This is a genomic window from Micromonospora musae (genome assembly GCF_003626545.1).
Lineage (GTDB): Bacteria > Actinomycetota > Actinomycetes > Mycobacteriales > Micromonosporaceae > Micromonospora > Micromonospora musae.
In genome coordinates, this window is record NZ_RAZS01000005.1 from 204338 (window position 1) to 229859 (window position 25522).

Annotated in this window: 22 protein-coding genes; 12 read left to right on the plus strand and 10 right to left on the minus strand. The window is 73.0% G+C overall.

Going from position 1 to position 25522, the window contains the following annotated elements:
* Nucleotides 1-861 (plus strand): deoxyribonuclease IV, encoded by an 861-nt coding sequence (locus D7147_RS15640; protein ID WP_120678903.1) that lies wholly within the window; start codon nt 1-3, stop codon nt 859-861.
* A 150-nt stretch (nt 862-1011) separates the two neighbouring features.
* Here D7147_RS15640 and D7147_RS15645 read toward each other — a convergent pair whose 3' ends face one another.
* The 4 genes from D7147_RS15645 to D7147_RS15660 form a co-directional block, all read right to left on the minus strand.
* A complete protein-coding gene (locus D7147_RS15645) occupies nt 1012-2031 on the minus strand; it encodes a threonine aldolase family protein (RefSeq protein WP_120678905.1) in 1020 nt (339 codons plus the stop codon).
* 119 nt (nt 2032-2150) lie between these two features.
* Nucleotides 2151-3557 carry a class II 3-deoxy-7-phosphoheptulonate synthase gene (locus D7147_RS15650; protein ID WP_120678244.1) on the minus strand — a complete coding sequence of 469 codons (1407 nt, stop codon included), beginning with the start codon at nt 3555-3557 and terminating at the stop codon, nt 2151-2153.
* A gap of 98 nt (nt 3558-3655) precedes the next feature.
* The gene (locus D7147_RS15655; RefSeq protein ID WP_120678246.1) at nt 3656-4162 is read right to left on the minus strand and encodes a nuclear transport factor 2 family protein; all 507 of its coding nucleotides are present in this window, start codon (nt 4160-4162) and stop codon (nt 3656-3658) included.
* 164 nt (nt 4163-4326) lie between these two features.
* A complete protein-coding gene (locus D7147_RS15660; protein ID WP_120678248.1) occupies nt 4327-5904 on the minus strand; it encodes a glycosyl hydrolase family 18 protein in 1578 nt (525 codons plus the stop codon).
* A gap of 248 nt (nt 5905-6152) precedes the next feature.
* Here D7147_RS15660 and D7147_RS15665 point away from each other — a divergent pair, with 248 nt between their 5' ends.
* The 5 genes from D7147_RS15665 to D7147_RS15685 all read left to right on the plus strand — a co-directional run bounded on the left by D7147_RS15665 (nt 6153) and on the right by D7147_RS15685 (nt 10634).
* On the plus strand, nt 6153-7394 hold the full coding sequence (locus D7147_RS15665; RefSeq protein WP_120678250.1) for a phospholipase D-like domain-containing protein: 1242 nt from the start codon (nt 6153-6155) through the stop codon (nt 7392-7394).
* Between the two features lie 145 nt (nt 7395-7539).
* On the plus strand, nt 7540-8034 hold the full coding sequence (locus tag D7147_RS15670; RefSeq protein ID WP_120678252.1) for a glutathione peroxidase: 495 nt from the start codon (nt 7540-7542) through the stop codon (nt 8032-8034).
* A gap of 145 nt (nt 8035-8179) precedes the next feature.
* Nucleotides 8180-8860, plus strand: coding sequence for an NADPH-dependent F420 reductase (locus D7147_RS15675; RefSeq protein ID WP_120678255.1), 681 nt, complete (start codon nt 8180-8182; stop codon nt 8858-8860).
* Between the two features lie 230 nt (nt 8861-9090).
* Entirely contained in the window at nt 9091-9945 is an 855-nt protein-coding gene (locus D7147_RS15680) for a DUF4397 domain-containing protein (RefSeq protein ID WP_120678256.1), read from the plus strand.
* Nucleotides 9946-9995: 50 nt separating this feature from the next.
* Nucleotides 9996-10634 carry a class F sortase gene (locus D7147_RS15685; RefSeq protein WP_233563162.1) on the plus strand — a complete coding sequence of 213 codons (639 nt, stop codon included), beginning with the start codon at nt 9996-9998 and terminating at the stop codon, nt 10632-10634.
* A gap of 31 nt (nt 10635-10665) precedes the next feature.
* Here D7147_RS15685 and D7147_RS15690 read toward each other — a convergent pair whose 3' ends face one another.
* Nucleotides 10666-11016, minus strand: coding sequence for a DUF2203 domain-containing protein (locus D7147_RS15690; protein WP_120678258.1), 351 nt, complete (start codon nt 11014-11016; stop codon nt 10666-10668).
* A gap of 125 nt (nt 11017-11141) precedes the next feature.
* Between D7147_RS15690 and D7147_RS15695 the strand changes: the two genes are divergently transcribed.
* Entirely contained in the window at nt 11142-12434 is a 1293-nt protein-coding gene (locus tag D7147_RS15695; protein ID WP_120678260.1) for an exo-beta-N-acetylmuramidase NamZ family protein, read from the plus strand.
* Nucleotides 12435-12613: 179 nt separating this feature from the next.
* On the opposite strand, the gene proC is transcribed toward D7147_RS15695, so the two are convergent.
* The 3 genes from proC to D7147_RS15710 all read right to left on the minus strand — a co-directional run bounded on the left by proC (nt 12614) and on the right by D7147_RS15710 (nt 15383).
* Nucleotides 12614-13432: a pyrroline-5-carboxylate reductase gene (gene proC / locus D7147_RS15700; RefSeq protein ID WP_120678262.1), complete on the minus strand. Its 819-nt coding sequence runs from the start codon at nt 13430-13432 to the stop codon at nt 12614-12616.
* Nucleotides 13433-13506: 74 nt separating this feature from the next.
* A complete protein-coding gene (locus D7147_RS15705; protein ID WP_120678908.1) occupies nt 13507-14535 on the minus strand; it encodes a 6-phosphofructokinase in 1029 nt (342 codons plus the stop codon).
* A 350-nt stretch (nt 14536-14885) separates the two neighbouring features.
* Nucleotides 14886-15383 (minus strand): polyadenylate-specific 3'-exoribonuclease AS, encoded by a 498-nt coding sequence (locus D7147_RS15710; protein WP_120678264.1) that lies wholly within the window; start codon nt 15381-15383, stop codon nt 14886-14888.
* A gap of 414 nt (nt 15384-15797) precedes the next feature.
* On the opposite strand from D7147_RS15710, the gene D7147_RS15715 reads away from it, so the two are divergent.
* On the plus strand, nt 15798-16442 hold the full coding sequence (locus tag D7147_RS15715) for a Crp/Fnr family transcriptional regulator (RefSeq protein ID WP_120678910.1): 645 nt from the start codon (nt 15798-15800) through the stop codon (nt 16440-16442).
* Nucleotides 16443-16595: 153 nt separating this feature from the next.
* Here the strand turns inward: D7147_RS15715 and D7147_RS15720 are convergent, their stop codons facing one another.
* The gene (locus tag D7147_RS15720; protein WP_120678265.1) at nt 16596-16841 is read right to left on the minus strand and encodes a hypothetical protein; all 246 of its coding nucleotides are present in this window, start codon (nt 16839-16841) and stop codon (nt 16596-16598) included.
* A 142-nt stretch (nt 16842-16983) separates the two neighbouring features.
* On the opposite strand from D7147_RS15720, the gene D7147_RS15725 reads away from it, so the two are divergent.
* Nucleotides 16984-20451, plus strand: coding sequence for an ATP-binding protein (locus D7147_RS15725; RefSeq protein ID WP_120678267.1), 3468 nt, complete (start codon nt 16984-16986; stop codon nt 20449-20451).
* A 5-nt stretch (nt 20452-20456) separates the two neighbouring features.
* Here D7147_RS15725 and D7147_RS15730 read toward each other — a convergent pair whose 3' ends face one another.
* Nucleotides 20457-21149, minus strand: a complete 693-nt coding sequence (locus D7147_RS15730; RefSeq protein ID WP_120678269.1) for a lysophospholipid acyltransferase family protein — start codon at nt 21147-21149, stop codon at nt 20457-20459.
* 164 nt (nt 21150-21313) lie between these two features.
* On the opposite strand from D7147_RS15730, the gene D7147_RS15735 reads away from it, so the two are divergent.
* The 3 genes from D7147_RS15735 (at nt 21314) to D7147_RS15745 (ending at nt 25520) form a co-directional block, all read left to right on the plus strand.
* Entirely contained in the window at nt 21314-22684 is a 1371-nt protein-coding gene (locus D7147_RS15735) for a serine hydrolase domain-containing protein (protein ID WP_233563163.1), read from the plus strand.
* A 328-nt stretch (nt 22685-23012) separates the two neighbouring features.
* On the plus strand, nt 23013-23852 hold the full coding sequence (locus D7147_RS15740; RefSeq protein WP_120678273.1) for a DUF308 domain-containing protein: 840 nt from the start codon (nt 23013-23015) through the stop codon (nt 23850-23852).
* A gap of 177 nt (nt 23853-24029) precedes the next feature.
* Nucleotides 24030-25520, plus strand: a complete 1491-nt coding sequence (locus D7147_RS15745; RefSeq protein WP_120678912.1) for an alpha,alpha-trehalose-phosphate synthase (UDP-forming) — start codon at nt 24030-24032, stop codon at nt 25518-25520.
* Nucleotides 25521-25522: the final 2 nt, after the last annotated feature.

The window sequence follows — 25522 nt, forward strand, 5'->3', positions numbered from 1 at the left end:
ATGAACGTGGCCCGTCCGGTCGGCACGCACACGCCGACCTCGGGCGGCTTGGCCAAGGCGGCTCTGCCCTATCTCGACGCGACCGGCGCCGAGGTCGTCCAGGTCTACGTCTCCAACTCTCGGGGTTGGGCGCTGCCGGCGGGTGATCCGGTGCAGGACGCGCTGTTCCGCGCCGGCTGCGCCGAGCGGGGCGTTCCGGTCTTCATCCACGCGTCCCTGCTCGTCAATCTCGGCTCCCCCACCGCAGCCACGGTCGAGCGGTCGGCGCAGACGCTGGCGCACGCGCTGCGCCGGGGTGCGGCGATCGGCGCGCAGGGGGTGGTGTTCCACGCCGGCAGCGCGGTCGACGCCGGGCACGCCGAGGCGGCGATGCGGCAGGTCCGCGAGGCGCTGCTGCCGCTGCTGGACTCGGCCGCGGCCGCCGGCGGGCCGATGCTGCTGGTCGAGCCGAGCGCGGGCGGCGGACGGTCGCTCGCCTCCCGGGTGGAGCACCTGGGCCCCTACCTGGACGCGGTCGACCGGCACCCGGGGCTCGGCGTCTGCTTCGACACCTGCCACGCCTGGGCCGCCGGGCACGACCTGGCCGTCGAGGGCGGCATGACCGACACCCTGGACACCCTGGTCGCCACGGTCGGGGCGGATCGGCTGCGGCTGGTGCACGCCAACGACTCGAAGGACCTCTGCGGTTCGACCCGCGACCGGCACGAGAACATCGGCAAGGGCAGCATCGGCGAGCTGCCGTTCGCGGAGCTGATGACCCATCCGGCCACCGCCGGCGTGCCGACGGTGGTGGAGACCCCGTCGGAGAAGCATGTCGGCCACGACGCCGACGTCGCCACCCTCCAGCGCCTGCGCCGCTGACCGGGCCGAGCGCATCCGGCGACCCGGCGCCGCCGACCGAGGCCCGGGCTGGGGCACCGCACCAGGCCGGGCACACCAGGCATTCCACGCGCCGAGGGGCTGTTCCGTACGGAACAGCCCCTCGGCGTGTGACCACGACCCGGGCGGGGGTCAGCCGCGCAGAACGCGGGTGAGGATCTCCACGGCCCGGTCGATGCCGGCGTCGTCGACGTCCATGTGGGTGACCAGCCGGGCGGTACGCGGGCCCAACACCGAGATGAGCAGCCCCGCCTCCCGCGCCGCGGCGGCCAGCGTGTGGGCGTCGAGGGCGGACTTGGTCAGGTCCAGCGGCACGATGTTGGTGCGCACCGCAGTGGCGAGCACACCGAACGGCGCGATCGCCTCGGCGAGCCGGGCGGCCTTCGCGTGGTCCTCGGCGAGACGCTCGACGTGGTGCGCCAGCGCGTACCGGCCGGCCGCGGCCAGGACGCCGACCTGCCGCATGCCGCCCCCCATCCGCTTGCGGATGAGCCGGGCCCGCTCGATCTTCTCGGCGCTGCCGACGACCAGCGAACCGACCGGCGCGCCGAGGCCCTTGGAGAGGCAGACCGACAGGGTGTCGAAGAGCCGGCCGTACTCGATCAGGGGCACGCCGTCGGCGACGTGAGCGTGCCAGATCCGGGCGCCGTCACAGTGCAGCGCCAGCTGCGCGTCGTCGGCGACGCGCCGCAGCTCCCGCAGGGTGGCCAGCGGAATCACCCCGCCGCCACCCCGGTTGTGGGTCTGCTCCACGGCGATCGCCCGGGTCGGGACCGCGAAGTAGCCGTCCGGCCGGATCATGGCGGCGACCACGTCGGGGTCGATGTCTCCGCCGACCGCCGGCCACGTCCGCGACGAGATGCCGCCGTACGCGGCCGCCGCGCCGATCTCGTACGTGACCACGTGGGCGTCGGCGTCGCAGAGCAGCTCGTTGGCCGGCGGCACCACCAGTTGCAGCGCGATCTGGTTGGCCATCGACCCGCTCGGCGCGAAGAGCGCCGCCTCGTGCCCGAAGAGCGCGGCGACCTCGGCCTCGAGGGCGGTGACCGTGGGGTCCTCGCCGTAGACGTCGTCGCCGACCTCGGCGGTGGCCATGGCCTCCCGCATTCCCGGGGTGGGCCGGGTGACGGTGTCCGAACGCAGGTCGATCAGGCTGTCAGGCACAGTTGTCCTTTCGGCTGCCGGCCGCGGCGCTCGCAAGCTCACTGCTCACCTCGGTCGCAGCCGTCTCTTCGGCTGCGACCGCGGGGCTCGCCAGCTCACTGCTCGCCTCAGCCACGCAGCATCTCCGCTACCAGGAAGGCCAGCTCCAGCGACTGCTGGGTGTTCAGCCGCGGGTCGCAGGCGGTTTCGTACCGGTCGGGCAGGTCGAGATCCTCGATGCCCTGGGCGCCGCCGAGACACTCGGTGACGTCCTCGCCCGTCAGCTCCACGTGCAGGCCACCGGGGTGGGTCTCCAGGTTCCGGTGGACCTCGAAGTAGCCGAGCACCTCGTCGACGATGCGGTCGAAGTGCCGGGTCTTGTAGCCGTTGGACGACTCGTGCGTGTTGCCGTGCATCGGGTCGCACTGCCAGACCACCTTCGCGCCGGCCGCGGTGACCTTGGCGACGATGGGCGGCAGCGCGTCGCGTACCCGGTGGTTGCCCATCCGGCTGATGAGGGTGAGCCGGCCGGGGATGTTCTCCGGGTTGAGCTTCTCGCAGAGCTCGATCGCCTCGTCCGGGCTGGTGGTCGGGCCGAGCTTGACCCCGATGGGGTTGGCGATGCGGGAGATGAAGTCGATGTGGGCGCCGTCGATCTGGCGGGTGCGCTCCCCGATCCAGAGGAAGTGCCCGGAGAGGCCGTACGCCCGGCTGTCGGAGACCCGGGTGAGCGCCCGGTCGTACTCCAGCGCGAGCGCCTCGTGCGAGCAGTAGAGGGTGACGGTGCGCAGCGCCTCCTCGTCGGTCATCCCGCAGGCCCGGATGAAGGCGATGGCGCGGTCGATCTCCCGGGCGATCGCCTCGTAGCGCTCGCCGGCGGGCGACTGCCGGACGAAGTCCTTGTTCCAGTCGTGCACCGCGTGCAGGTCGGCCAGCCCACCGGCCAGGTACGCCCGGAGCATGTTCATGGCGGCGGCGGAGTTCGCGTACGCCCGGATCATGCGCTGTGGGTCGGCGACCCGCGCCTCCGGCGTGGCCTCCAGCGAGTTGATCATGTCGCCGCGGTACGCGGGCAGCCCGCGCGCGTCGGTCGGCAGCGACCGGGGCTTGGTGTACTGCCCGGCCACCCGGGCGACCTTGACCACCGGCAGGGAGGCCCCGTAGGTGAGCACGATCGCCATCTGGAGCAGCGTGCGGGCGTTGGCCAGCAGGTGGCTCTCGGTGTTGTCGGCGAACGTCTCGGCGCAGTCACCGCCCTGGAGCAGGAACGCCTTGCCCTCGCAGACCAGCGCGAGCCGCTGCCGGAGCTGGTCGACCTCGTAGGGGGCGACCACCGACGGCACGGTGTCGAGCACCTTGCACACCTCGGCCACCTTCGCCGGGTCCGACCACGGCGGGGTCTGCTCGCGGGGCAGCTCCCGCCAGCGGTCCAGGCCGAGAGCCGCGTCCTCCGCGGAGTCGACGGTAGGACGGCTGGTCTGCAGCCCCGGACCGGCCACCCCGGGGTGGCTCAGCTGATGCCACTCATGGCGCATGACAGCAAGCGTACGGCGACCGGGGCGCGGCCCGGTCGCCGAGGTGCGTGGTTTCCGGCTACTGGGAGCTCACCTGTCGACGGCGGCATCGACGCAGGTCAGGACGCCCTGCTCGGGCTGGGATCGACGCTGGGGCGGGCGCTGGCGGCGATGTTTCCCGGCGCCTCCCCGGAGATGCACCAGTCCGCCCCGTCGCGGGTCACGGTGAAGACCAACGGTCGGGCGATCTTGCGCGAGTCGACGGCGACCGTGACGGAGACGTCCACCTCCTGGCCGTGTGGGCCGGACCGGACGTCGGTGATGGCCGCCTCCGGCACCTTGAAGTGGTCGGCGAAGTCGCCGTTCGGGCCGGTGGCCCCCGCGTCGAAGGCGTCGTGCATCACCGCGCAGAGCTGGCCGCGCCCGGCGTCCACGTCCTTGGCGACCACCGCGTCGAGGTAGGCCTGCACGCGCTCCCGGGACTTCGTGGCGGCCACCTCCGCTGGCCCCTCGGTGGGCTTCGGGGGCTGCTTCGGTTCACCGCCGAGGCCGCACCCGGCGAGGGCGGCCGGCAGGATCGCGAGCGCGAGGGCGGCGCCCGCCAGCCTCACGTGCGTTCCACCCATCAAGCCCCCCTCGGCCGCCGGAATCGAGCCGTACCGAGCGGCGAGTGTGTCACATTCGCCGCACCGGACGACAGGGGTACCCCGCGACACCCCGGCGCGACACGCCGGGCGGGGAGGGACGGTGCGTCCCTCCCCGCCGTGTGGGTGATGCGTCGGCCTACGGCTCAGCCGAGACCGCCCTTGATGGCGCCGATCAGCTCGCCGTTGCCGGTGTCACCGGAGAGCTCCCAGAAGAACGCGCCACCGAGGCCCTGGTTGTTCGCGTACGTCATCTTTCCGTTGATCGTGGCGGGGGTGTCGTAGCTCCACCAGTTGCTGCCGCACTTGGCGTACGCCGCGCCGCCCACGGTGCCGGTGGCCGGGCAGGTGTTCTTGAGGACCTTGTAGTCCTCGATGCCCGCCTCGTAGGTGCCCGGGGCGGCGCCGGTGGCGCTGCCGCCGGGGGCGGCCTGGGTCACCCCGGTCCAGCCCCGGCCATAGAAGCCGACGCCGAGCAGCAGCTTGTTCGCCGGGATGCCCTTGCTCTTGAGCTTCTGGATCGCCGCGTCCGACCAGAAGCCCTGCTGGGGAATGCCGGGGTACGAGGTCAGCGGCGAGTGCGGGGCGGTCGGGCCCTGCGGGTTGAAGGCGCCGAAGTAGTCGTACGTCATCGGCATGATCCAGTTGAGGTGCTGCGCGCCACCCGCGTAGTCGGTGACGTCGATCTTGCCGCCGTTGCTGCCGTCCGCGGTGATCGCCGCGGTGACCAGGGCGTTCGCGCCGAACCTGGTGCGCAGCGCGGAGACGACGTTCTTGAACGCGTTCGGGCCGCTGGCGTCACAGCTCAGTCCGCAGGCGTTCGGGTACTCCCAGTCGACGTCGATGCCGTCGAAGACGTCCGCCCAGCGCGGGTCCTCGACCAGGTTGTGGCAGCTCTCGGCGAAGGCGGTCGGGTTCTGCGCGGCCTGGGTGAAGCCGCCGGACCAGGTCCAGCCCCCGAAGGACCAGATCACCTTCAGGTGCGGGTACATCTGCTTGAGCTTGCGCAGCTGGTTGAAGCTGCCGCGCAGCGGCTGGTCCCAGGTGTCCGCGACGCCGTCGACACTCTCCGCCGCGGTGTACGCCTTCTCGTAGTCGGCGTAGCTGTCGCCGATGGTGCACCGGCCGCCGGTGGTGTTGCCGAAGGCGTAGAGGATGTGGGTCAACTTCGACGCCGAGCCGCTGGTGTGGATGTTCTTCACGTGATAGTTGCGGCCGTACACGCCCCACTCGGCGAAGTAGCCCACGATCTTCTTGCCGCCGGGGTCCGGCGGGTTGGTCGGGGGCGGCGTGGTGGGCGGCGGCGTGGTGGGCGGGGTGCTGCCGCCGCCGCAGGAGGCGCCGTTGATGGTGCAGTTCAGCGGGGCCGCGTACGGGCCGCTGCCGTTGTAACCCCAGTTGAACGAGGTGCCGGGCGCGATCGGGCCGGCCCAGCTCTTCTTCACCGCCACGTAGTGGTTGCCGCTTCGGGTCACGTCGGCGTCCCAGGAGCTGCTGATGCTCGTGCCGGCGGGCAGGTCGAACTCGATGCGCCAGGTGCCGACCGGAGCGTCGGAGCCGTTGGTGATGGTGACCCGGCCCTCGTGGCCGCTCCCCCAGTCCTGCACCTTGGTGAACGTGGTGGTCACGCTTCCCGCTCCGTAGGCGGTGGCGACGGGCGCCAACGTGGCGGTCAGCACGACCACGGCGCCGGCCCAGAGAGCCCGGCGGAGTGATCTCTTCATGGGACGCCTCCCCAAACAGTTAGGAAACTTTCCAAAATGTTGGTGAGACGCTACTCACGGCGTCATCACTTAGTCAAGATGTAAATGCTTCGATTCGTGTCCCGCCGAAACACCCGGCCCCCGACGTGCCGGATCCCGGCCCGACTGTCAACCGACCCGAAGATGATCACCGGACGTCGGCGCGTTCACGCGGAGTTCCGGCGTACGACGTTGACGCGCGACGGGCCCGACGACAACGATCCCTGTCTATGATCTCGAGCCGTAAGGGCGGGTCGGTCCGCCGTGTGCTGCTGCTCTGCCTCGCCGTGGTGACCGCGGTGCTGACCTCGACCGGAGCCGCCCCGGCCGCACCCGCGGCGGCCCGCGTCTCCGCGGCGTCGGCGACCCTCGCCGGCTACCCGGTGTGGGCGCACTTCAGCAACCCGACCGCCGGACGCGACTACACCATCATCAACGAGCTGCAACGGTTGATCGACGGGGCGCCCGCCGGCTCCACCGTCCGAGGGGCGATCCACTCGCTCAGCGTGGACTCGGTCGCCGACGCGCTGCTGCGTGCCCAGAGCCGCGGCGTCACCGTGCTGGCGCTCCTCGACGGAAAGAACGCGACCTCGACCGACCCGGCCATCACGACGGTCAAGCAGCTGGCCAACAACCGGTTCTGCTCGAACAGCGGTGGCGGCCACGGCTGCATCAGCACCAGCCCCGACGGCGACATGCACACCAAGCTCTTCACCTTCACCAGCACCACCGACCCGAACGGCGTGGCCCGCGCCGACGTCGTCTGGTTCGGTTCCAGCAACCTCACGTACGCCACCGGTCCGGACGCGTTCAACAACGCCATCACCGTCTACGGCGACGCCGCGCTCGCCGCCGGGCTGAACGCCAACTTCACCGACATGTGGAACCGCCGCCACTACAGCGGCAACGACTACTACGACTCCGCCTCCGGCCGGGGCTACTACCAGGCCGCCGCGGCCGACGCGTACGCCTCGCCGGAGGGCGCGGGGCAGACCGACACCATCGTCACCCGCCTCAACGACCTGACCCCCGACGCCGACTGCCGGCTGCGCGTGGGCATGGCGTCGGTGACCACCGGACGGCCGCAGCTCGTCAACCAGGTGATCCGGTACCGCTCCGCCGGTTGCAAGGTCTGGATGGTGATCGGCAGCAACGCCGACGGCGGGATCGCCATGAGCCAGTCCGTCTACAACCAGCTGCTCGACGCCGGCGTCGCCATCCGCCGCAAGGACAAGGTGCATGACAAGTTCTTCGCGACGTACGGCAGGTACGGCACCGCCTACCAGTACCGCGTCTACACCGGCTCGCAGAACTGGACCCAGGACGCGCTCGGCGAGAACGACGAGATCTTCGTGAAGATGGCGCCGGAGACCGGGAGCACCCACCCGCTCTACGACGCCTACTACACGCACTTCAACGACGCGTACAACACCGGGGTGACCTGCTCGAAGAGCAACTTCCCGTGCTCCTGACCGCCGGTCGCGCCGACCTGCTCGGCGGGCCCTGCCGGCGGGTGACCGCCGGCCGGGCCCGCCACCCGCGACCACCGGCGGCACCCGGCCCGCCGGTGCGGACCGCGCCGGTGGAGGCGGCGGCGAGCGGCGATAGCCTCAGCCGATGACCGTCTTCGACATTCCGATCGGGGCCCTGAACGGCGGCCCCGCCGACCTCGCCCAGTACCGTGGGCGCGCCCTGCTGGTGGTCAACGTCGCCTCGCGGTGCGGCCTCACTCCCCAGTACGCCGGCCTGCAGGCGCTCGCCGAGGAGTACGCGGACCGCGGCCTCGTGGTGCTCGGCGTACCGTGCAACCAGTTCGGCGGCCAGGAGCCGGGCACCGCCGACGAGATCACCGACTTCTGCCAGGTCAACTACGGCGTCACCTTCCCGCTCACCGAGAAGGTCGACGTCAACGGCCCGGACCGGCACGCGCTCTACGCGGAGCTGGTCGACACCCCGGACGCCGACGGCCACACGGGCGACGTGCGGTGGAACTTCGAGAAGTTCCTGGTCGCCCCGGACGGTGCGGTGGCCACCCGGTTCGCCCCCACGGTGACGCCCGACGCGCCCGAGCTGCGCGCCGCCGTCGAGAAGGTGCTCCCCGGTCCGGCCTGAGCCCCACGGTTACCCGGACGGGTGGCCGGCGGCGACGCCGCCGGCCACCGCCGGAGCCCGGCCGTACCGTGGCGGCAGGCCGCCGAGGCGTCTTCCGGCGGCCGGTGCGGAATGCGGGCCGCGGTGGACGGAGTTGGCACCAGACATGACAACTGTGGGATTCATCGGCAGTGGATACATCGGCGGCACGCTGGCCCGGCTGGCCGTGGCCGCCGGCTACGACGTCGTGCTCAGCAACTCGCGCGGCCCGGAGACCCTGCGCGAACTCGTCCAGGAGATCGGCCCGCGGGCCCGCGCGGTGACGTCGCTCGAGGCCGCGCAGGCCGGTGACCTCGTGGTGGTGAGCGTCCCGCTGAAGGCGTACCGGGCGGTGCCGCCGGAGCCGCTGGCCGGCAAGGTCGTGCTGGACACCAACAACTACTACCCGCAGCGCGACGGGCAGATCGCGGAGTTGGACTCCGACGCGACCACCAGCAGCGAACTGCTGCAACGTCACCTGCCGCAGGCGCGCGTGGTCAAGGTCTTCAACAACATCAACTTCCGGCACCTGAGGACCCTGCCCCGGCCGGCCGGGGCGGCCGACCGCAGCGCGCTGCCCATCGCCGGCGACGACTCGGACGCGAAGGCGGCGACGCGTACCTTCCTGGACCGGATCGGCTACGACGCCGTGGACGCCGGACCGCTCGCCGAGGGCCGGCGCTACCAGCCCGGCACCGAGCCGTACGGGATCATCTACTCCGCGGACCCGACGGACTGGGAGCACGAGGCGCCGGCCGGGGTGGAGAAGGTACGCGAGGCGCTGGCCGCCTTCGACTCCGCCGCCTGAGTCGCAGCCCCCTCCCGCCGGACGTGGCGGGGCCGGGTGCGCCCGGCTCCGCCACGTGCCCGGCCGCCTCCGCCACGTGCCCGGCCGGCTCCGAGCCGCGATCGGCGTGCCTCCGGCTCCCCGCCGCGCTTCTCGGCGTGTCGGGCCGGTGACTGTTGCATCGCAGTCCCGTGGCCGGGACGCTATCGACCGGACCCAATCCGTTGGCCGGCCGCACCCCCGGAGGCGACATGCACCTGCTGCGCACCGCACCACGCCGCCTGCTCGCCGGAGCCGGAGTGCTCCTGCTCGGCGTGGCCCTCCCGACCAGCCCCGCCGCTGCGGCGAGCGCGGCGAGCCCCGGCTACGTGCGGCTCGCCCACCTCTCCCCCGACACCCCGAGCGTCGACGTCTACCTGGCCGCCCCGGACGCGACGGAGCCGCAGGTCTTCCCCGGCGTGGGCTACGGCGTGCTCTCCGACTACCTGCCGCTGCCCGTCGGGCGGTACGCGGTGGCCATGCGCGAGGCGGGCGCGCCGGCCGACGATCCGCCGGTGCTCACCACCGAGGTCGCGGTGACCAGCGGTGCCGCGTACACGGTCGCCGGGGTGGGGCGCTACGCCGACCTGGGGCTGCGCGTACTGCAGGACGACCTCAGCGCGCCGGAGGGCGGCCGGGCCAAGGTCCGCGTCGTGCAGGCCTCGGTGCGCGCCCCGGTGCTCGACGTGGCGGTCGCCGACGGCCCGGCCATCGCCAACGGCGTCCATTTCGCCACCACGACCGACTACCAGCTGGTCGAGCCGGGTCAATGGCGGCTGCGGCTCTCCGGCAGCGGCGGACCGACCACGCAGGCCGAGGTCCGGCTGACCGGCGGCGCCGTCTACTCGCTGCTGGTGCTGGACGCGAAGGAGGGCGGGCTCACCACCGAACTGCGACGGGACGCGCAGGGTGGCACGGTGGTCCCGTCCGGCGGGGTGGAGACCGGGGCCGGTGGCACGGCCGGGACGGGCCGCTTCGGGTACCCGGCCGTCACCGCCGGACTGGCCGGCCTCGCGCTCGTCGGCGGCCTGCTCCTGCTGCGCCGCCGCCGGCGTACCAGCTGGTGATCTCGCCGCCCGGCCCGGCGATCCGCCGGCACCGACGGTCCCGGCCGCCGGTGACCGCGCTTGTCGCGTTCGGGGTGGCGCTCTGCCTGGCCGCCGGGACCGGGGTCGGCCTCGCCGCGACCGAGCCACCGCCGCCCGCCGGCGCCGACCCGACGCCGGCCGCCGCGCAGCCACCGACCGTCGCGGGCCGACCGACCGCCGGGCGGAGTCCCGACTGCGCGACCGGATGCCCGGCGGCCCCACGGGGCGAGCCCACCCGGGTACGCGTGCCGCGCATCGGGGTCGACTCCCCGCTCACGGCGCTCGGCCTGGACCGGGCCGGCGCCCTGGTGCCGCCTACCGACTTCGACCTGGCCGGTTGGTACGCGGGCGGCCCGGCGCCGGGTGATCCCGGCCCGGCGGTGCTCGCCGGGCACCTGGACTCGCGCCACGGACCCGCCGTCTTCGCCCGCCTCGGCGAGCTGCGCCCGGGCGACACCGTCGAGGTACGGCGCGGCGGGCAGTGGCTGTCGTTCCGCGTCACCGGTGCGCTGCGCACCCGCAAGGACCGCTTCCCCACCTCCACGGTGTACGGTCCGACGCCCGGCGCCGAGCTGCGCCTGATCACCTGCGGCGGCGACTTCGACAGGGGTCGCCGCCACTACGTCGAGAACGTGGTGGTCTTCGCGGTCGCCGAACCGACCCGCTGACGCCCGCCGGGCCGCCCGCCCGGTGGCCGGCTCACACCGGCCGGCGACCCGGGAATCCGCACTCGACGCGGTGGTACCAGCCGATGTCCGGATCCCCCTCCAGCCAGCACCAGAGCACGGGCCGACCGTTCCGCTCGCCGGGGAGGTCGAGCAGCAGCGGGGCGATGCCCTTGACCTGCACGTCGTGTTGATGCAGCTCGTCGAGGACGGCGTGCAGCCGGGCCTCCAGGGCCTTGCCCTCGGCCCGGCCGCCGAACGGGCTCGTGCCGTGCTCGGCCAGATCGGCGTGCAGCTCGGCCAGGTCGGCCCGGAGTCGGATCAGGTCGTCGATGCGTGGACGCAGGGTGGCGACCAGGCACCGCGCCTGGGCGAGGGTGAACATCCGGCAAGTATGGTCGCCCGCCCACCCCGGTCACCTCGCCCGTTCGTGCACCTGGCTGTAGCTAACCTTCCTTGACGAGGTATCTACATGTAGCTAAGTTTCGAACAACCGATGGGAGGTGGACCGTGGAGCGCAGACGATTCCTGACCGGTGCGGGTGCGGTGACGGTGGGGGTGGCGGCCGCCGTCGCGCCCGGCTCGCCCGGCCTCGCGACGCCCGGGCTCCGCCGGGTGGAGACCGGGCTCGACGTACTGGTCCGGTCCGACTTCGCCGAGCTTGCCGACCAGCGCGTCGGGGTGATCTCCAACCCCACCGGCGTGGACTCCGCCTACCGGCACCTGGTCGACCTGATGCACGCCTCGGGTGAGGTCCAGATCGCCGCGGCGTTCGGCCCCGAGCACGGCTTCCGCGGCTCCGCGCAGGCCGGCGGCAGCGAGGGCACCGGCATCGACGCCCGCACAGGGATCACCGTCTACGACGCGTACGGCGCCTCCCAGGCGAAGTGGGAGAGCATGTTCGCCGAAGCCGCGGTCGACACGGTCGTCTTCGACATCCAGGACGTCGGCGCCCGGTTCTACACCTACATCTGGACCATGTACACCTCGATGGCCGCCGCCGCCCGCACCGGCAAGCGGTACGTGGTGCTGGACCGGCCCAACCCGGTCGGCGGGCGCGCCCGCGGCCCGATGATGACGCCGGGCTACACCTCGGGCGTGGGGCTCAAGGAGATCGTCCAGCAGCACGGGATGACCGTGGGCGAGCTGGCGCGCTTCTTCAACGCGAAGTTCCTGCCCGCCGAGATCGGCGGCACGGTCGACCTGCACGTCGTCAAGTGCCGCCACTGGAAGCGCAGCCTGCTGGCGGCCGACACCGACCTGCCCTGGGTGATGCCGAGCCCGAACATGCCCACCCAGGACACCGCGCTGGTCTACCCCGGCACCTGCCTCTTCGAAGGAGTCGCCTCGATCACCGAGGGCCGCGGCACCTGCCGGCCGTTCGAGCTGATCGGCGGCCTGGCCGAGGAGTTCGACTACCACTGGAGCGACCGCCTCAACGCCCGCGACCTGCCCGGCGTCGAGTTCCGCGAGGCGTACTTCACGCCGACCTCGGTCGGGCAGAAGCCGGCGCTGCTCAACAAGCTCTGCGCCGGGGTCGAGGTGAAGGTGATCGATCGTGGCGTCTACGACCCGGTCCGGACGGGGGTCGCGATGCTGGTGGAGGCGCACCGCTATCCGGCGTTCGCCTGGCGGCAGGACTCCTGGGACACCGCCCGGCCGTACTGGATCGACAAGCTCACCGGCTCGCCCCGGCTGCGCACGATGATCGACGCGGGGGCGGACGTGGACGACGTGGTCGGCGCCTGGGCCCCCGAGCTGGCCGCGTTCGAGCGGGCGCGCCGCCCCTACCTGCTCTATTAGGGCGTGTGTCGAAGTCCCTGGCCGGCCTGCGGCGGGCCCAGACGACGACCGGCGGCGTCGGCGCTTCGTCCGGATACAACACCGGTATCCGAACGAATCCCGCCTTGCCGGACCGCCGCCTGGACTCCGCCTCGGCTCGACCGAGGACTTCGACACACGCCCCAGGCGACCCCGGGGGCTCAGTCGGCCTGGCCGGCGAGCTCCCGGGCCCGGTCCCGGGCCGCTTCGAGGGCGGCGAGCAGCGCCGCCCGTACGCCGTGCTTCTCCAGCTCACGCACGGCGGAGATGGTGGTGCCGGCGGGCGAGGTGACCGCCTCGCGCAGCTTCACCGGGTGCTCGCCGGAGTCCCGCAGCATCACCGCCGAACCGATCGCGGTCTGCACGATCAGCTCGTGCGCCACCTGCCGGGGCAGCCCGAGCAGGATGCCCGCGTCGATCATCGCCTCGACGAGCAGGTAGAAGTAGGCCGGCCCGGAGCCGGAGAGCGCGGTGACCGCGTCCTGCTGGGACTCGGGGACCCGGACCGTCGCGCCCAGCGGCTTGAACATCTCCTCGGCCAGACCCAGGTGCGCCCCGGTGGCGTGCGGGCCCGCGGAGATCGCGGTCATCGCCTCGTCGACCAGCGCCGGCGTGTTGGTCATGACCCGGACCACCGGGGTGCCCTCGGGCAGCCGCCGGTTGAAGAAGCTGGTGGGCAGGCCGGCGCAGAGCGAGATCACCAGCTTGTCGGCGGGGACCTTCGGCCCGATCTCGTCCAGCAGGGCGGCGGCGTCCTGCGGCTTGACCGCGACCGCCAGCACCTCGGCCTCCTCCACCGCGACGAGGTTCTCCACCACCCGTACGCCGTACCGGCCGGAAAGCTCCTCGGCGCGGGCGGGGCGGCGGGCGGTGGCGAGCAGCCGGTCCGCCGGCCAGCCCGAGCGCAGCAGGCCGGAGAGGACCAGCTCGCCGATCTTGCCGGTGCCGATCACCGCGATCGTGTGCACCCCGGGTGACATGCCGCCCTACCCCTCTCCTCGCCACGCTCGACGCCGCGGTGGCCGTACGACCACCGCGGCGCCGTGGCGGTGAATCAGCTGCCGAAGAAGACCTCGGCCTCGGCGTACCGCTCCAGCGGCACGGTCTTCAGCTCACGGGTGGCCTCGGCCAGCGGCACCCGGACGATGTCCGTGCTCTGCATCGCGACCATCTTGCCCCAGTCGCCCTCGTGCGCGGCGTCGATCGCCTGCAGGCCGAGGCGGGTGGCGAGCACCCGGTCGAACGCGGTCGGGGTGCCGCCGCGCTGGATGTGGCCCAGCACGACCGTGCGGGCCTCCTTGCCGGTCTTCGCCTCCAGCTGCTCGGCGAGCCACTGGCCGATGCCGCCGAGGCGGACGTGGCCGAACGCGTCGAGCTCCTGGTTCTGCAGGACCATCTGGCCCTCCAGCGGCTGGGCGCCCTCGGCGACGACCACGATCGGGGCGTACTGGTGCTGGAAGCGCTTCTCGACGTAGCCGGCGACCTGCTCGACGTCGAAGTTCCGCTCCGGCAGGAGGATCACGTTGGCGCCGCCGGCGAGGCCCGCGTGCAGCGCGATCCAGCCGGCGTGGCGGCCCATCACCTCGACGACGAGGGTGCGGTGGTGGCTCTCGGCGGTGGTGTGCAGCCGGTCGATCGCCTCCATCGCGATGTTCACGGCGGTGTCGAAGCCGAACGTGTAGTCGGTGGCGCCCAGGTCGTTGTCGATCGTCTTCGGCACGCCGATGACGTGCACGCCCAGCTCGTAGAGCTTGGTGGCGACGCCGAGGGTGTCCTCGCCGCCGATCGCGATCAGGGCGTCCACGCCCTGCGCGGCGAGGTTGTCCTTGATCCGCTCCACGCCGTTCTCGATCTTGAACGGGTTGGTCCGGGACGAGCCGAGGATGGTGCCGCCGCGCGGCAGGATGCCGCGGACCTCCGCGATGCCCAGCGGCTTGGACAGACCCTCCAGCGGGCCCTTCCAACCGTCCTGGAAGCCCACGAACTCGTGACCGTACGTGGCCACGCCCTTGCGGACCACCGCGCGGATGACCGCGTTGAGACCAGGGCAGTCGCCACCACCGGTGAGCACGCCGATACGCATGATCTGCTCATCCTCCTGGAGCATCAAGATGAAGCCCTCGTAAGCCCCAGGTTAGGTGTCGATCAGACATCGGCGCCGTTGCCGGCCCGGGGCGGGCCGTCACTGCGCACTGTAGTCCGCCCGTCCGAGCGGCGACAGCGCGGCCCGCGTGGTGCGCCCGGGAACGGGGTGTTCCGTGCCGGACCTCCCGGTTTCCGCTCCGGCCCACCGGCGGTCGCCGCGCCGCGGACCCTCGTGGATCGCGCCGGCACCGTCACCGTGGGTGGCCGTCCGTCGCCCCGGCGGGCGCTCGTCGCCACCGGCGGACCGACCACCGCCCCGGCGGAGGAGAACCGCCCGCCGTCGGGGGCTCAGCGCGCGGTCATGGCCCGCCACCGGGCCAGGTTGTGCCGGGCGTCGACCAGCGCGTCGTGCCGGGCCGCCTCGGCCTCCGGCAGCGGCGGGCGGCCCCGGTCGTCCCAGAGCTGCCGCAGCTCCTTGGTGAACCGCGGGATCTCCCGGGGCAGCGCCGGCATCGCCCCCCACAGCTGCGCCAGCACCACGTGGTCGTACGCGGCGTACCAGGCCCACAGCTCGATCTGCTCCCCGGGGCGGCCGCGGACCGGCTCGGTCAGGAAGTCGTACAGCTCGTCCCGGATGCGCTCGCGGGAGCGCCAGGCGCGGTCGGCCGGGGACGGCAGCCGGTCCAGCACGTTGCGGCGGACCCACGGGATCGCCCGGGAGCCGTCGAACTCCGTGGAGACCGCGTAGAACTCGCGGCCGAACTCGTCGACGACGCCGATCGAGACGAGGTCGACGATCGAGCCGTCCTCGATGAACTCGCAGTCGTAGAAGTAGCGGTAGGCCATCACTGACATCCTCGCCCACCGCCGGTTCGGCGCGTCGGGCGGGGGCAGGCACCGCGGCCGACACCGGGCCGGCGCTCCTCGTCGTACGCCGGCGGCGGCCGCGCGGGCCCCGCACCCGCACGGCCGCCGCCGGCCGGATAACGCCTCCCCGGCCCCACCAGCTGGATCCGCCACCCCACGATGCCGGTTGCCGCAGCTCGGGAGTGTCACGGAAGTGATTTCAGGGGTGTACAGCAAGCGACACGACCGTCATGATCTGATGTGTACCGCTACCCGCGCCGAACGGTGTCAGCTCACCAACCGTCGAGGCCCGTCAGGTTCACCGGTGCGTGTTGTGGTCCTTGACCGGGGAGGGGTTGGGCCGTGGAGGGGGTTCGCCTTCCGGAGCCGGGTGACGCACTCACGGGTGTGGAGATGTTCGCCGGGCTCGAGCCGGAGGTGCGGCAGCGCGTCATCGCCGCCGCCGTGCCACGCACGTACCGCAAGGGTCAGCTGCTCTTCGTCGAGAACGACCCGGGCGAGTCCCTGATCGTGCTGCGCCGGGGCGCGGTCGCGGTCTTCCGCACCGCCCCGACCGGCGAACGGGCCGTGCTGTCGGTGATCCGTCCCCCGGACGTGCTGGGCGAGGTCTCCCTGTTGGACGCCTCCACCCGCTCCGCCTCCGCCGAGGCGATCGAGGACTGCACCGCCCTCGCGCTCTCCCGGGGCGCCTTCATGGAGCTGGTGCACTCCAATCCGCGCATCCTCGACGCCGTGATGCGGTCCCTCGGCGCGCTGATCCGCCGCCTCACCGAGCAGAACGCCGACCACGTCTTCCTCGACCTGCCCGGTCGGGTGGCCAAGACGCTGGTCCGGCTGGCCGGCGAGAGTCAGGCGCCGATGATCACCATCGAGCTCAACCAGAGTCAGCTGGCGGAGATGGCCGGCGGCTCCCGGCAGAGCGTCAACCAGGCGATCGGTTCGTTCGCCAACCGCGGCTGGCTGCGTACCGAGGGGCGCCGCATCGTGGTCACCGACGTGGCGGCGCTGCGCCGACGCGCGGGCATGAACGACCGCTGACGCCGGAGAGGAGACCGGCCGAGGGCCGGTTGGCCGGGGATCGTCCGCATCGGACGGCCCGGTCCCCCACGCGGCCGGCTCGTCGTACGCCGACGCCGTCGGCGCAGACGGATGGGGCCGTCAGGCTCCTGCCCGCCGGCCCCACCCGGTTGCTCAGTTGTCGTTGTCGTCGGCCGGCGGGGCACCGGGCCCCGGGCCGATCTTGGTCGGATCGGTCGGCTTGGGCGCCGCGGGCGTGGTCGTCGTCTCCGCCGACCCGCTCGCCTGACCCTTGGGCTCTTCCACCATGCCCTGCTCCTCCAGCTCGGCGAGAATCACCGCGTCGACGTCGATCGTGTCCCCCGCAGCCCACACCCTGCCAGCCGGATCGGTCCACGGGGCGGACAATCGCACCTGCACGGCACTCTCCTGACGTGAAATTTCCTGGTACGGAAGACTAGCCCCGACCGATCGGGCGCGAGGCCCGCCCGCACGTCGGGTACCCGACTGGGCCCGCGCGCGGCGATACTGGCGCTCTCTGCGTACGGAGCTGGACATCGACCTGAAGTGTGGACACTGCGCACGCGCGGCTGGACCGGACGACCGCTTCTGCGGCGGATGCGGCCAGCCGCTCGCCGTGAGCTGCGCGCAGTGTGGCCACGCCAACAGCACCGAGGCCAACTTCTGCACCAGCTGCGGGCACCCGCTGCGCGACCACGTGGTGACCGTCCAGGAGGACCGGCGACAGGTCAGTGTCCTCTTCGTGGACATCGTGGACTTCACCGCGTACGCCGAACGGGCCGACCCGGAGCAGGCCCGTGGCCTGCAGCAGGCGTACTTCGCCGCGGTGCGCCGGATCGTGCACCAGTACGGCGGGGTGGTCGAGAAGTACATCGGCGACGCGGTGATGGCGCTCTTCGGCGCGCCGGTCGCCACCGACAACGACGCGCTGCGCTGTGTCCGCGCCGGCCTCGAGTTGCAACGCAACCTGGCCCGCCAGCCGGACGGCGCGCGGCCGGCGCTCGGCTTCCGGGTCGGTATCGCCACCGGTGAGGCCCTGGTCGACCTCTCGGCCACCCGCGACGGCGGCCAGGCGTTCGTGACGGGCGACGTGGTCAACACCGCCTCCCGGTTGCAGTCCCTCGCCCCGTCCGGCGGCGTCGTGGTCGACGAGGCCACCTGGTCGGCCACCCGTCACGAGCTCGAGTACGCCGACCGTCCGCCGGTCACGCTGCGCGGCCGCTCGGCGGTGAGCCGCATCTGGCTGGCCGTCCGGGCCAAGCCGCACCGCGACCCGCGAACGGCCGAGCTGACCCCGATGGTGGACCGCGAGCACGAGCGCGGCCTGCTGGTCAACGCGCTGCACCGGATGGTCAATGAGCGGACGTCGCAGCTGATGACGGTCTTCGGCCCGGCGGGGGTGGGCAAGAGTCGCCTGCTGCGCGAACTCGCCCGGCACGCCGGCAGCCTGCCCGGGCCGCCGATCACCTGGCTCGTCGGGCAGTGTCCACCGTTCGGCGAGAACGTCACCTGGGCGGCGCTCACGGACATCGTGAAGAGCTGGGTGGCGATGCCGGGGGCCGAGGACCCGGTGGCGCTGCGCGACCGGCTGCGCGCCCGGCTGGGTCAGCTCGCCGACCCGCACGCCGTACGGCTGGCCGAGGCGCTCGGCCCGCTGCTCGGTCTGCCGGGCGAGCGGCTCACCCTCGGCGAGACCGAGGCGGCGTGGCGGCGGTTCCTGCTCGCGTTGGCCGCCGCCGGGCCGACCGTGCTGGTCTTCGAGGACATGCACTGGGCGGACCAGACCCTGCTCGCCTTCGTCGAGCAGTTGGGCGCGACGGCCCGGGGCGTGCCGCTGCTGGTGGTCGCGACCGCCCGGCCGGAGCTGCGGGAGCGGCATCCGGCGTGGACCGGCACGATCAGCGGCGCCATGTCCATCTCGGTGCCGCCGATGCACGACTCCGACATCGACACCCTCTACTCGCTGCTGCTGGGGAAGGCGACGCTGCCGTCGACGCAGCGCACCCCGCTCATCGAGTTCGCCGACGGCAACCCGCTCTACGCGCAGGAGTACGCCCGGATGCTGCTCGACGGCGGCCTCCTGGACGGGGTCGGCTCGGTCGGGCCGGCCGGCGGCGCGGAGATGCCCCGGACGGTGCAGGCCGTCATCGCCAACCGGCTCGACCTGCTGGACCCGGCCGACCGGGCGGTCCTGCAGGCCGCCGCGGTGGTCGGCGTGCAGTTCTGGGCCGCGCCGGTGGCCACCGCGCTCGGCCGGCCGGTGGGCTGGGTGGAGCGGGCGCTGGACCGGCTGCAACGCCGTGACCTGGTGTACGAGCAGACCAGCACGACGATGCCCGGCCAGTCGGAGTTCCGGTTCCGGCACGTCCTGGTGCGGGACGTCTGCTACCAGCGGCTGCCCCGGGCCGAGCGGGTGCTGCGCCACCACCACACCGCCGACTGGCTGGAGCAGCTCGCCGACGGCCGGCAGCACGACCTGGCCGAGGTGCTGGCCAACCACCGCTGGGCGGCGCACGAGATCGCCCGGACGGTCGGCGTGGACACCAGCCCGTACGCCCGGCCGGCGCGCAACGCCCTGCACCGGGCGGCCCGGCGGGCGTACGAGCTGCACGCGCTGGAGACCGCCGCCACGCTGGTCGGGCGGGCGCTGGCGCTGGACCTGCCGCCGGATCCGGCGCTGGAGCTCTTCGACACCGAGCTGGCGTTCTACCGCGACGGTGACGCGTTCCTGGTGGCCGGCGGTGCGGACATCCTGGCCCGGCTCGCCCGCCGGCTCACCGAGGACGGTGACCGTACGGGCGCGGCGCGGGCCTGGACGCTCCTGGCGACCGCCGCCTGGAGCCGGGCCGACCGGCCGGCCACCCAGCGTTTCCTGGACCGGGCGATCGGCCTCTACACCGAGCTGCCGGACAGCCAGGAGAAGGCGGGCGCCCTGCTGGAGCTCGCCCGGGTGCACATGCTCAACGCGGAGACCGAGCCGGCGTGCGCCGCCGCCCAGGCCGCCGCTGCGCTGGCCGAGCGGCTGCAGCTGCGGGAGTCGCAGGCGAACGCCCGGATCACCCTCGCCGTCGCGCGCTACATGGCCGGCTCCGGCGACGCGTACGCCGAGCTCGCCGAGGTGACCGAGCACTGCCGGCTGGAGCGGCTGGCCAGCCGCCGCCGGGCGGTGCAGAACCTCGCCTGGGCGTTGCAGGAGGAGGGGGACCTCGCCGGCTCGGCCCGGCTGGTGGACGAGCAGCGGACGCTGGACCTCGGCGGCGAGCACAGCATCGCCACCAGCTTCGAGGACCAGTGGGCCCGGGCCTACTACGCGGGCGAGTGGACGTCGGCGTTGGCCACGGCCGCGGAGTCGACGCGCCGGCCGACCGCGGAGTGGGACCTGCACATCGTGGCGGTGTCGGGGTGGATGCGCGGGTTGCGCGTGACGCGGCCGCTGCGGGAGGCCGGGGCGGCCGGCGACGCCGGGGACCTGGTCGAGCAGGCGGTGGTCGCCGCGCGCCGCAGCGGCTTCCACCGGGTGCTGCGCTCCACGCTGGCGCACGCGGCGCTCTGCCGGGCGGTGCAGGGCCGGCGGGACGAGGCGATGGCGCTGCTCACCGAGCTGGACGAGGACTGGCGGCGGACCCAGATGATCCCGTTCGCCGAGTGGGTGCCGGCGGTCGGGCACGTCGCCGGGGTGCTCGGCCCCGACGCGGCCCGGCTCGTGCGGGACCTGCTGGGCCGGGCGCCCCGGATGACCCCCTGGGCGCGGGCGGCCGGTCAGGTCGCCGACGCCGTCCTTGCCAACGCCGCGGGCGACCCCGGTACCGCCGCCGAGCTGATGCGGGGCGCGGCGGCGAGCTACGCGCGGATGACCGACGTGACCGACGAGATCATCACGACCGCGCTGTCGATCGGTCCGCGCTCGGCGGTCGACCCGGCGGGCGCGGCCGAGGCCCGGGCCCGGCTGCACGAGTTCGCGATCCGCAACGACGCCGCCGGGCTGCTCCGGTTGGCGGGTGTCCGCTAGCCGGGTCAGGCGGCCACCGGCGCGGCGGGCTGGTTCTTCATCTTCTGCGCGTACACGTCGACGTACTCGCGGCCGGAGAGCTCCATCAGGTCGTACATGATCTCGTCGGTGACCGCACGCTCGACGAACCGGTCACCGGTCAGGCCGCGGTAGCGGGAGAAGTCGAGCGGGGCCCCGAACCGGATCCGCACCCGGGCGATCTTCGGGATCAGCTTGCCGGGTGGCTGGATCTCGTCGGCGTTCAGCATCACCACCGGCACCACCGGCGCGCCGCTCTCCAGGGCCAGCCGGGCCACCCCGGTCTTGCCCCGGTAGAGCCGGCCGTCCGGCGAGCGGGTGCCCTCCGGGTAGATGCCGGCGATGCCCCCGCCCCGCAGCACCTCCAGCTGGGTGTCGAGGGCGGCTCGGGCCGCCCGCCCGCCGGAGCGGTCGACGGGGATGGTGCCGGTGCTGACGAAGAACATCTTGGTCAGCCAGCCCTTGATCCCCTTGCCGGTGAAGTACTCGGCCTTGGCCACGAAGGTGACCTTCCGCTTGACCATCAACGGGGTGAAGATCGAGTCGGAGAAGGAGAGGTGGTTGCTGGCCAGGATCACCGGGCCGGTGGCCGGTACGTGGTGCAGCCCCTCCACCTGCGGACGGAAGAGCACCCGCAGCAGCGGGCCGAGCAGGACGTACTTCATCAGCCAGTAGAACACCGGCGTCCTTTCCCAGTGGCGGTCACGACGTCGTCCGCCCTCGGCCTGTCGGTCGGGAGGCCGGACGGTCGACAGGGGAAGAAGCCTACGAAGCACGGGCACCGGCCACAACGGACTCCTCGGCGGACTGACACCTGTCGATTTCGCCTGTCATGATGCGCCGCATGTCGCTGCACCGCCGTACCGTGCTCGGGGCCGGTCTCGCGGCCGCGTCCGCAGCCCTCGCCGGCTGCCGGGAGGTGACCCGTCCGGTCGCGGCCGAGCCGGCCACCAGCCCCGCCGCGAGCGGGAGCGCCGCCCCGCCGTCCGCGCCGGGCCGGGCGCCCGCGCGCGGCACCGGCCAGGCCGCGCCCGATCCCGCCGCGCCCGCGCCCGGACGCGGCCGGACCGACCTGGCCGGCAGGTTGCGCCTGACCCTCGACCGTCATCTCTCCCCGACCGACGACAACCCCGACCATCCGGCGTACGCGGGCGCGGTCACGCTCTGCCAGCTGAACGGGGCGGACCTGGCGAAGGCGTGGGTGGGCAAGGCGCTGCGGTACGGCGCCGGCCCGGTGCTGCTGCCCGAGTCCAAGCAGGTCGCGATGCGGTACGACTCGATCTTCGACCTCGCCTCGCTCACCAAGGTCTACACGGCGATCCTCGCCCTGCAGCAGGTCGACAGCGGGCAGCTGAAGCTGGACACGAAGGTGGTGGACCACCTGCCCGGGTTCACCGGCGCCGGCAAGGACAAGATCACCGTCGCGATGCTGCTGGCGCACACCAGCGGCCTGCCGGTCGGCGCCAAGGTGGTCGGCCTGCCCGACGACGCGGCTCGCCGGGCGGCGGTGCTGGCCACTCCCCTGGTCAGCGGGGCCACGCCCGGCACGGTCTTCCGCTACTCCAGCGTCGGGTTCATGGTGCTCGCGTTCCTCGTGGAGAAGGTCACCGGCCGGCCGCTGGACCAGGCGCTCCGGGCCGGGCTGACCGGTCCCCTCGGCCTGCACGACACCGGCTTCAAGCCGAAGACCTGGCTGAGCGCCGCGGAGCAGGCGGCCCGGCTCGTCGCCACCGACGCCCGCTCGTCGCGGGGGCTGCTGCGCGGGGTGGTGCACGACGACGTCGCCAACCACATGGGTGGGATCGCGGGCCACGCGGGCATCTTCAGCACCGCCGCCGAGGTGGCCGTCATCGGGCAGCTGCTGCTGGGCGGTGGCGCTTACCGGGGCACCCGGATCCTGTCGGAGGAGCTCACCCGGCGGATGCTCGAGAACGTGAACGCGGGGCTGCCGGCCGTGGATCCGGAGCGCCCGCACCGCACCTCGGCGCACGGTCTCGGCGTCGTGCTCGACCAGCCCTGGTTCATGGGCCGGCTGAGCGGTCCCCGCACCTTCGGGCACACCGGCTTCACGGGCACCTCCCTGCTGGTCGACCCGGCCCGGCAGCTGGTCCTCGTGCTGCTCACCAACCGCGCCCACCCGAACTGGAGCTGGGCGGACCCGGATCCGGTCCGGGTGTCGGTCGCCGACACGGTCGCCGCCCCGAACGCCCGATGACCAGTTCGTGATCGACTCGGGTTCGAGGAAGTCGGGGTCTCCCGCTCACCCGGACCGCCCTGCTCCATGGACGTTCGAGTCGATCATCCGTCGGCGGCCGGGCTCGCGCGTCCGGGCGCATTCCGCCCTGCGGACCGCCTGCCGTTCTCCGCACAAACAGACATACGACGCTGCCCGCGACCAGCGACACGGGGTCCGAGTTTGGAAGACGCGACACAACGCACTCCCGCAACAGGGTCGTGACGTGTCACGATTCAAAGCACGGCGTGCGGGTCACGCCGTGGGGGATGGGGCGGCCGCGCCGCAGGCGCGTTGAGGAGGGTGTCCGGTGTCAGCGGGTGGGGCCCGCCGGGGACGGCGGGACAACGGGCTCGACGCGAGCGAGTACGCCATCGCCGGCGACGTCGATCCACGCGTCGGCGAACACCTGCTGGACGTCCTGGCCGCCGGCGGCATCGCCGCGTACCTCCAGCCGTCGGCCGATCTCAACCCGGTCACCCGCACCACCACGGTCCCGGCCCGGCCGGTCGACCGCCTCTACGTCGACCGCTCGCACCTGACGACCGCGCGGGACTACCTGAGCCAGCTCGCCGACGAGGGCACGCCGGAGCAGCCCCCCACCGACGAGCCGGACATCGACGCCGAGTGGGCACGGATCGTGGCCGGCTTCCACACCACGCCGACCGCCGGCGCCAACCCCTGGCCGGCCGCCGAGGACATCGACGAGCCGAGCGGGCCGGCCGCCGGCCCGCTGACCCGGGCGGGGACCGACGAGGCCGGGCCGACCGCGACCGATGTACGCCGCCTGCCGTACGCGGCCGACATCTCCGGCGTCTCGGTCGGGCGCACCGACCGGCACGACGAGCCGTCGCTGCTCGACGGGCTGGACACCTTCGGCGCCGACCTGCCCGACGACGAGGACGAGCGCTACACCCCGCCGCCTCCGCCGCCGCTGCCGCGAATCTCCAAGTACGCCGCGGTCGGCGTGCTCGCCGTGGTGGTCGGCTTCGTGCTCTTCCTCTTTCCGTCGCTGCTCCCGATCGACCGTTCGATGGTCACGTTGGTCGGCTTCACCGGGATCCTCGCCGGTTTCGTCACGCTCGTCTGGCGGCTGCGCCCCGGCGGCGACGAGGACGACCGCGATCCCGACGACGGCGCGGTCGTCTGACCCCTCCGCTACCGGGCGGTCACCGACCGCATCGCGGGACGACGCCCGCCCACGGTGGGTGTGTCAGTGGTGTAACTTACGGTCAGCAGGAATACCGCTGAACGTCACGTCCACCGCTGACTGACCGGTTGTTCCTTTCTCGTGGCGGTCAGTCCACTGCTGATCGGAATGCCCGAGATGCGACATAGTTCACTCGTCGTCGTGGCCAACCGCCTACCCATCGACGACAGCATCGCCCCCGACGGCGCCTGCGAGTGGCGGCGCACCCCCGGCGGGCTGGTGAGCGCGCTGCACCCGCTGCTGCGGCACACCCCCGCGACCTGGGTCGGCTGGGCCGGCGGCACGGGCCCCGCCCCCACCCTGCCCGACGTCGACGGGGTGCACATGCGCGCCGTCCCGCTCACCGCCGAGGACCTGCGCGACCACTACGAGGGCTTCGCCAACTCGACGCTCTGGCCGCTCTACCACGACGCCGTCGAGCAGCCGGAGCACCACCGGCGCTGGTGGGAGGCGTACCAGCGGGTCAACCGGCGGTTCGCGGAGGCCGCCGCCGAGGTCGCCGAACCGGGCGCGGTGGTCTGGGTGCAGGACTACCACCTGCACCTGCTCCCCGGCCTGCTCCGGGCGATGCGGCCCGACCTACGGATCGGCTTCTTCCTGCACGTGCCGTTCCCGCCGCCGGAGCTGTTCATGCAGCTCCCCCGCCGGGCCGAACTGCTGCGCGGCATGCTCGGCGCCGACCTGATCGGGTTCCAACGCGTCCAGGCCGCGCACAACTTCGCCCAGCTCGTGGCGAAGGTGCTGAGCCTGCCCGCCACCGACCGACGGATCGGTGTCGACGGGCGGGTCGTACGCATCGGCGCCTTCCCGGTCTCCATCGACACCGCCGAGATGGCCGCGCTCGCCGCCCGCCCCGACGTCGCCGCCCGGGCCCAACGGCTGCGGCAGGACCTCGGCCGTCCCGAACGGGTGATCCTCAGCGTCGACCGGATGGACTACACCAAGGGCATCGAGCAGCGGCTCAAGGCGTACAGCGAGCTGCTGGCGAGCGGGCACGTCAAGGTCCGCGACACGGTGCTGGTGCAGGTCGCCGTGCCCAGCCGGGAACGGGTCGGCCAGTACCAGATCCTGCGGGAACGGGTCGAGCGCGAGGTCGGACGGATCAACGGCGAGTTCGGCCGGGTCGGCGAGCCGGCGATCCACTACCTGACCCAGCCGTTCGACCGGGCCGAGCTGGCGGCCCTCTACCGGGTCGCCGACGTGATGGCGGTGACCCCGCTGCGAGACGGGATGAACCTCGTGGCCAAGGAGTACGTGGCCGCCCGCGTCGACGACACCGGCGCGCTGCTGCTCAGCGAGTTCGCCGGGACGGCCGCCGAGCTGTCCCAGGCGTACCTGGTGAACCCGCACGACCTGGAAGGGCTGAAGGAGGGGCTGCTCGCCGCGCTGCACGCCGCCCCGGCCGACGTCAGCCGGCGGATGCGGGCGATGCGGGCGCACCTGCACGAGCACGACATCCGGGCGTGGGCGCGCTCCTACCTCAGCGCCCTGGATGAAACCGGCCCGCTGGTGCGGCGGCTGGTGAGCGGGACGGACGCCGCCTCGATCACCGTGCCCGGCCAGCCGGACCGCTCCGCCACCCGGGTCGAGCACCCGTCGGGCGGCTGACC

Bases quoted from the DNA above. Each gene is read 5' to 3' on its own strand.
- D7147_RS15655 (WP_120678246.1), bottom strand. From the start codon at position 4,162: ATGGGTGGAACGCACGTGAGGCTGGCGGGCGCCGCCCTCGCGCTCGCG.
- D7147_RS15640 (WP_120678903.1), top strand. From the start codon at position 1: ATGAACGTGGCCCGTCCGGTCGGCACGCACACGCCGACCTCGGGCGGC.
- D7147_RS15650 (WP_120678244.1), bottom strand. From the start codon at position 3,557: ATGCGCCATGAGTGGCATCAGCTGAGCCACCCCGGGGTGGCCGGTCCG.
- D7147_RS15745 (WP_120678912.1), top strand. From the start codon at position 24,030: ATGCGACATAGTTCACTCGTCGTCGTGGCCAACCGCCTACCCATCGAC.
- proC (WP_120678262.1), bottom strand. From the start codon at position 13,432: ATGTCACCCGGGGTGCACACGATCGCGGTGATCGGCACCGGCAAGATC.
- D7147_RS15670 (WP_120678252.1), top strand. From the start codon at position 7,540: ATGACCGTCTTCGACATTCCGATCGGGGCCCTGAACGGCGGCCCCGCC.
- D7147_RS15710 (WP_120678264.1), bottom strand. From the start codon at position 15,383: ATGGCCTACCGCTACTTCTACGACTGCGAGTTCATCGAGGACGGCTCG.
- D7147_RS15665 (WP_120678250.1), top strand. From the start codon at position 6,153: ATGATCTCGAGCCGTAAGGGCGGGTCGGTCCGCCGTGTGCTGCTGCTC.
- D7147_RS15705 (WP_120678908.1), bottom strand. From the start codon at position 14,535: ATGCGTATCGGCGTGCTCACCGGTGGTGGCGACTGCCCTGGTCTCAAC.
- D7147_RS15680 (WP_120678256.1), top strand. From the start codon at position 9,091: ATGCACCTGCTGCGCACCGCACCACGCCGCCTGCTCGCCGGAGCCGGA.
- D7147_RS15660 (WP_120678248.1), bottom strand. From the start codon at position 5,904: ATGAAGAGATCACTCCGCCGGGCTCTCTGGGCCGGCGCCGTGGTCGTG.
- D7147_RS15735 (WP_233563163.1), top strand. From the start codon at position 21,314: ATGTCGCTGCACCGCCGTACCGTGCTCGGGGCCGGTCTCGCGGCCGCG.
- D7147_RS15690 (WP_120678258.1), bottom strand. From the start codon at position 11,016: ATGTTCACCCTCGCCCAGGCGCGGTGCCTGGTCGCCACCCTGCGTCCA.
- D7147_RS15715 (WP_120678910.1), top strand. From the start codon at position 15,798: ATGTTCGCCGGGCTCGAGCCGGAGGTGCGGCAGCGCGTCATCGCCGCC.
- D7147_RS15675 (WP_120678255.1), top strand. From the start codon at position 8,180: ATGACAACTGTGGGATTCATCGGCAGTGGATACATCGGCGGCACGCTG.